At 60.4% G+C, this 6,045-nt stretch carries 9 protein-coding genes; 7 read left to right on the forward strand and 2 right to left on the reverse strand.

Annotated elements, in window-relative coordinates; all coding sequences use genetic code 11:
• Positions 1-263, forward strand: a 263-nt coding sequence (locus tag FY112_RS06445; protein WP_181018170.1) for a lamin tail domain-containing protein, incomplete at its 5' end; no start/stop codon positions are given.
• Positions 264-565: 302 nt separating this feature from the next.
• On the opposite strand, the gene FY112_RS06450 is transcribed toward FY112_RS06445, so the two are convergent.
• Positions 566-1,786: a PLP-dependent aminotransferase family protein gene (locus FY112_RS06450; protein WP_151518002.1), complete on the reverse strand. Its 1,221-nt coding sequence runs from the start codon at positions 1,784-1,786 to the stop codon at positions 566-568.
• 268 nt (positions 1,787-2,054) lie between these two features.
• Between FY112_RS06450 and FY112_RS06455 the strand changes: the two genes are divergently transcribed.
• The 6 genes from FY112_RS06455 to FY112_RS06480 all read left to right on the forward strand — a co-directional run bounded on the left by FY112_RS06455 (position 2,055) and on the right by FY112_RS06480 (position 5,350).
• Positions 2,055-3,155: a branched-chain amino acid aminotransferase gene (locus tag FY112_RS06455; RefSeq protein WP_151518003.1), complete on the forward strand. Its 1,101-nt coding sequence runs from the start codon at positions 2,055-2,057 to the stop codon at positions 3,153-3,155.
• Between the two features lie 345 nt (positions 3,156-3,500).
• Positions 3,501-3,710, forward strand: coding sequence for an AbrB/MazE/SpoVT family DNA-binding domain-containing protein (locus FY112_RS06460; protein WP_017961195.1), 210 nt, complete (start codon positions 3,501-3,503; stop codon positions 3,708-3,710).
• The gene (locus tag FY112_RS06465) at positions 3,710-4,087 is read left to right on the forward strand and encodes a type II toxin-antitoxin system VapC family toxin (RefSeq protein ID WP_020050731.1); all 378 of its coding nucleotides are present in this window, start codon (positions 3,710-3,712) and stop codon (positions 4,085-4,087) included. The genes FY112_RS06460 and FY112_RS06465 overlap by 1 nt, the downstream gene beginning before the upstream one ends.
• Before the next feature lie 118 nt (positions 4,088-4,205).
• The gene (locus FY112_RS06470) at positions 4,206-4,457 is read left to right on the forward strand and encodes a type II toxin-antitoxin system ParD family antitoxin (RefSeq protein WP_026158760.1); all 252 of its coding nucleotides are present in this window, start codon (positions 4,206-4,208) and stop codon (positions 4,455-4,457) included.
• Positions 4,441-4,776 carry a type II toxin-antitoxin system RelE/ParE family toxin gene (locus FY112_RS06475; RefSeq protein WP_017961198.1) on the forward strand — a complete coding sequence of 112 codons (336 nt, stop codon included), beginning with the start codon at positions 4,441-4,443 and terminating at the stop codon, positions 4,774-4,776. Before FY112_RS06470 ends, FY112_RS06475 begins: the two co-directional genes overlap by 17 nt.
• Positions 4,766-5,350: a class I SAM-dependent methyltransferase gene (locus FY112_RS06480; RefSeq protein ID WP_131628452.1), complete on the forward strand. Its 585-nt coding sequence runs from the start codon at positions 4,766-4,768 to the stop codon at positions 5,348-5,350. Before FY112_RS06475 ends, FY112_RS06480 begins: the two co-directional genes overlap by 11 nt.
• A gap of 360 nt (positions 5,351-5,710) precedes the next feature.
• Here the strand turns inward: FY112_RS06480 and FY112_RS37465 are convergent.
• Positions 5,711-6,045 (reverse strand): alkaline phosphatase PhoX (locus FY112_RS37465; protein ID WP_246700620.1); only part of this gene is annotated, 335 nt, incomplete at its 5' end.

The raw sequence follows: 6,045 nt of genomic DNA on the forward strand, positions 1-6,045 counted from the left end.
TGACGATCATCAACCGCTCCGATATGGAGGCATCGCTCGAAGGCTGGAAGCTGGAGGACGAAAACGGCAGGACCCAGACGCTGTCGGGATCGCTTAACGCAGGCGAGCTGCGCACCATAGCGCTCGATGCCGCAACCGGCGGCCCGCAGCTTGCCAACCGGGGCGGCGACATCATCCTGCGCAATGCCGACGGCGCCGTTGCCGATCGGGTCGGTTACGGCAAGAGCGAGACCGCGAACGAAGGCTGGACGACGATCTTCTGATTGACGCCCTGCCTGCTGTTTTGCAAAACGGGGAGTCTATGGAGCTGCATGGCATATGCCACATGCTGCCCTTCGCTTGCGCTCCGTGCATTCGCGGCTCTGCCGCTCACCCCCTCAACCGGCTGCCGCCACCTTCTCCCCGCTGGGGAGAAGAGATTCGTGGCGACTCCTCGCCTCCTCGAAAGCGTTCGTTATGGAAGCGAGAGCTTACGGCTTGCTTCCTCTTCTCCCCAGCGGGGAGAAGGTGCCCGTAGGGCGGATGAGGGGGCCGCACGGCACGCCCTCTCCTCAACCTCTCACGCTCAGCTACCGATCTCGGCCGAGATCAGCGCGCTCAGGCGGCCGATGCCATCCTCGATCATCTGCTCGTTGGCGCAGGAGAAGCTGAGGCGGAAGGTGTTGGCGCCCGAACCGTCGGCGAAGAACGCCTTGCCGGGCACGAAGGCGACCTTGGCGGTCTCAAGCGATTTCGCCAGCAGCTTGGCGCCGTCCATGCCCTCCGGCAGCGTGATCCAGATGAACATACCGCCCTCCGGCTTCGTCCAGCTGGTGCCTTCAGGCATGTATTTGTCGAGGGCGGCCAGCATGCAGTCGCGACGTTGGCTGTAGGCGGCCTTGATCTTGGCGACCTGCGCGTCGAAGCCGCGCTCGGCGACATCTGATATCGCCATCTGGTTGATCGTCGAAGAATGCAGGTCGGCCGCCTGCTTCATCAGCACCAGCTTGCGGATGACGGGCGCATTGGCGACGATGAAACCGACGCGAAGGCCGGGCGCCAGCGTCTTCGAGAAGCTGCCGCAATACATCGTGCGCGTATCGTTGATATGGCCCTTCTCGGCGATTTCAAGCGCCAGGATCGGCGGGATCGGATCGCCGTCGTAACGCAGCGACTGGTAGGCCGCATCCTCGATGACGGCGATGTCGAGCTCTTCTGCCAGTGCCAGGACCTTCTTGCGGCCGTCAAGATCGACGGTTTCGCCGGTCGGATTGGAGAAGTCGGTGGAAAGATAGGCGAACTTCACCTTGCCGCCGGCAGCGGAAGCGGCCGCGCGGTAGGACTCGGGCGTCCGGTTGCCGTTCGGTGTCAGCTGGTCATAGGCCGGTTCATAGGCATTGAAGGCCTGCAGCGCGCCGAGATAGGTCGGCCACGTCACCAGCGCGGTGTCATCAGGCGACAGGAAGAGTTTGCCGAGATAATCGAGGCCCTGCTGCGAACCGGACACAATGAAGACATTGTCGAGTTCGCAAGGAATGCCGAGACCCGCCATCTGCCCGACCAGCCATTCGCGCAGCGGCTTGTAGCCTTCACTGACCGAATATTGCAGCGCCGCGTTGACGGCGGCGCCGTCGAAGATATCGGCATAGGCCTGCTTGAATTCCTGATCGGGAAAGAGCGCCGGATCCGGAATGCCGCCAGCGAAGGAGATGATATCGGGCCGGTCGAGAAGCTTCAAGAGCTCGCGGATCTCTGATGCGCGCATGCGCGACGAGCGTGACGCAAACATGGTGTCCCAGTTCAGCATGGGGTTTCCTCATATTTTCTATATCGCCGACAAACCATGTGGCGGAAATTATGTCAATAATACTGACCTATTTTCTTGTCATGGTGACAAGTGTAGACGCCAGCCAATATGGAAGGCGCTCGATCCGGAATTTGCTGCTCGACGTCAGCCCCATTGAGCGATTATTCCGCTGATCAAAGCCGAAACCGGCCGATTCAGACCTTTCCAAGACCAGCCCGGCGGCAGTAGTGTCGCCGCCACTATTCAATGTACTATCAAGGTGCCAGCAATGACCGCGACGACGACCTCTCCTGAAATCAAAATCGAACTCCACAAGTCTCCCGTCTCCGATGCCGACCGCATCCAGGCATTGGAGACGCCCGGCTTCGGTAAGGTCTTCACGGATCATATGGTCCTGGTACGATGGACTGCCGACAAGGGCTGGCATGATGCGAAGGTTACGCCGAGGCGTCCTCTGGAGCTCGATCCTGCGAGCGCCGTGCTGCACTACGCTCAGGAAATTTTCGAAGGCATGAAAGCCTACAAGGCAGACGATGGCCGGATTCTGCTCTTTCGGCCCGAAGAGAACGCCCGCCGCTTCGCGCAGTCGGCGACCCGCATGGCGATGCCTCCTGTGCCCGAAGAACTCTTCTTGAAGGCGGTCGAAGAACTGGTCCGCGTTGACAAGGCCTGGATTCCATCTGGCGACGCCAGTCTTTACCTTCGCCCCTTCATGTTCGCCAACGAGGCGTTTCTCGGCGTTCGTCCGGCTCAGGAGTATGTCTTCTGCATCATCGCCTCTCCGGTCGGCGCCTACTTCAAAGGCGGAGCGAAGGCGGTCTCCCTATGGGTCGAGACCGAATACACCCGTGCTGCCGCCGGCGGCACTGGTGCTGCAAAATGCGGCGGAAACTACGCAGCCAGCCTCGTGGCGCAAGCCGAAGCAGCGAAGCAGGATTGCGATCAGGTCGTCTTCCTGGACGCCGCAGAGCATCGCTGGGTCGAAGAACTCGGCGGCATGAACGTCTTCTTCGTGATGAACGATGGATCGATGGTGACCCCGCCCCTTGGCGGCACGATCCTGCCGGGCATCACCCGGGCCTCCGTGATCGTACTCGCCGAAGAAAAGGGCTTGCGCGTCGAGCAGCGTCCGTACTCCTTCGAAGAGTGGCGGCAGGACGCAACCAGCGGCAAGCTCGTCGAAGCCTTCGCTTGCGGCACTGCCGCGGTCCTGGCGGGCATCGGCCTGGTTCGACATGCCGGCGGCGAGTTTCTGGTCGGAGACGGACAGACCGGCAAGTTGACCAGCGAACTGCGCCAGCAACTCGTCAGTCTGCAGAAGGGCGTAACCAACGATGAGCGCGGCTGGACGCGCCTTATCCCGGCTTGAACTGCGGACGCGTCACGCAACGGCGGCGTCAACACCGACTTGGTGGGTGCCGCCCTGCGCCTCGCCCGCAAAGCCGCCGGGCTGGCGCGATCTATTCCGCCCGCGTCCAAGTTCGTTTCGATCTGCACGATACTCTATGATGTTCTTCGAGCCGACAGCCATTAAGCAATCCGCGGATCTCTTTCGAAACCGGGCGCCGCCCGGTTTTTTGGCCGAGTCAGCGGGGAAAAACCGTCGTCAACTTCCCATTTGGCGACCGAAATAGCACCAATGCCAAAACGGCTCGCCATTGACCGACGCCCAACGAATTCTTACTATCCACTAATCGATAAAGGAAAGGTAAGAATGGCAACTGCAACCCTCTCTACAAAATTCCAGATCTCCATTCCCAAGGAAGTGCGCGAACAACAGCACTGGTCAGCGGGACAGGAATTCGTGTTCATACCCAAAGGCAAAGGCGTATTGCTGATGCCGGTCCCGACGCTTGCCGATCTTCGCGGCATTGCCGAAGGCGCAGACAAGAAAAATTACCGCGACCGGAACGACCGTTTCTGATGCGCGTGATCGACAGTTCCGCATGGATAGAATGGCTGACGAAAAGTGCTGCCGGAACCCGGCTGCAGGCCGAAATCCCGGAACGCGATCAATGCATCGTTCCGACGATCGTGCAGCTCGAGCTTTCCAAATGGCTGGCACGAGAAAAGGACGAGGAAGCCGTCGACAGCTTCATCGCCTATACCGCGACATGCATGGTTGTTTCTCTCGACACGACGCTTGCCCGCCGGGCTGCCGAAATATCGGCAGCCCATAAACTCGCCACCGCCGATGCGATCATTTATGCGACCGCGGAGTGCCACGATGCCGATATCCTGACCTGCGACGCCCATTTCAAGGATCTCGAACGCGTCATCTATATCGATAAAAAAGACTGATCCGCATGTGACCCAAGCCCTCGACGGCGCCGCACAACGCTTCTATCACAAACTGGGAAATGATAATCTGGCATCTGGAATGGCTGATAACCGGCATGTGCAGGCGGCACCGAATCCAATGGCGAAAATGACGATCTCGCTTCCGGATAATCTGGCGGAATACGTCGAAAACCGTGTCGCAAGCGGTAGATACAGCAGTGCCGACGCATTCCTGGCGGAGCTTGTTCTGAAGGATCAGCTCCATCATAAGCTTGACGACGAAGAACTGCGCAACATTCTGAGACAGGCTGAGGAAAGCGGCCCGAGCGAGCGACGCATTCCCGACATCCTATCGGAAACGAAGGCAAAGCTGCGTGACAACCACCTATAGGCTGACCCAAACCGCGTACTCCGTGCTATCAGGCATCGACGAATATGCTTGCCTCAATTTCGGCGAGGCGCAGGCAGACGCCTATCTTCTCGACTGGGACAGGATTTTCGTGCTTCTTTCGCATGCTCCCTCCATGGGAGAAGAGTGCGACGAACTCGGCGCGGGCCTTCGCCGCCTCCTTCACATGCGCCACGTCGCCTTCTACCGGGTGACGTCGGAAGGGATTGTCGTCATTGACATCATCGACGCCGACCGGCTTCCTGAAAGACATCTCCAATCCAATCGACGCCCGCGATCGGCCGAACAGCATGCCTCTTGACCGCACCTCCGCCTTCTATGAGGAAAATGCCGAGACATACGCCAAGCGGGTGCGCAGCTTGCCGAAGCAGCTCGATGCCTTCCTCGCCGGGCTTGCGCCGGGTGCGGCAATCCTCGAACTCGGCTGCGGCGGTGGGCAGGACAGCGCCTACATGCTGTCGCAGGGTTTCGACGTGACGCCGACGGATGGCTCGACCGAGCTTGCAAGACAAGCGGAGGCGTTGATCGGCAGGCCGGTCAGGGTCATGCTGTTCCAGGAGCTCGACGCCGACAGCGCCTTCGACGGCGTCTGGGCGCATGCGAGCCTTCTCCATGTTCCCAGGCTTGAACTGCCCAACGTCTTCGCCCGTGTCCGCCGCGCCCTGAGGCCCGGCGGCCTCCTTCACGCAAGCTTCAAGGCCGGGGAAGCGGAAGGCTATGACGGCTTCGGGCGTTATTACAACTATCCCTCCGCCGACGGACTGTCGGCGCTTCTGGCAAAAGGCGGCTGGCGTGACATCGCCATCGAGGAAAACGACGGCGGCGGTTATGACGGTAAGCCGACGCGGTGGATCACGGTGATGGCGCATCGGTAGAGGCTGACTGCTTTCCGGGTTGAGCGTCCATTCCCGATTGAGATCATGATCTTATTCGCAGAGGCGGATTTCTCTGCAGTTGACGGAGATCGGTCTATGCCTCGCTTTTGCCCATCAATTTTGCGGCTGCTATCTGGAATCCAAACCGTGCTTCAAGAAACCCTGCATCCATAGCAGGCTACTTCTCAATGCGTCGGGATGGCCTTAAGTTTCCCCACCGATACGACGGCCACGCCCGTGCTCAAAATGAGAGCTGCATAACGCACATACGGGTGCGGCGACAGGCGGCCGGAAGATGGGCTCATCCCCGGCCGCCAGAGGGGCATTTACAGCGAGGTGGCAGCCTCCGCGTTCCTGTCATCAGACCGCAATCTTGCCGCCGCCAACCTTGGTGATGGCGACGACCGCAGGCCGCACTGGCATGTCGGGCTTGAAGTCCGGCCAGCGGGTCGAAAGATCCTCGTAATAGGACGGGCGGCCATGGCCTGGCCAGTCCTCGCCGCCATCGCCAGGATGCTGCACAGCGACGAAGGCGGTTTCGTCATCCGGTGTGAAGAGCGGGCCGCACATTTCGGCGCCGACCGGCACGCGGAAGAACAGTTTCGAGGTGGCGCGCGCCGCCCCTTCCGTATCGACGGCCCACAGACCGTCGGTGCGGCCGGTGGCCTTGTTGTTGTTGCCGTCGGTCGAAACCC

Origin of the sequence: Rhizobium sp. PEPV16 (genome assembly GCF_008919455.1) — a bacterium.
Taxonomy (GTDB): domain Bacteria; phylum Pseudomonadota; class Alphaproteobacteria; order Rhizobiales; family Rhizobiaceae; genus Rhizobium; species Rhizobium leguminosarum_Q.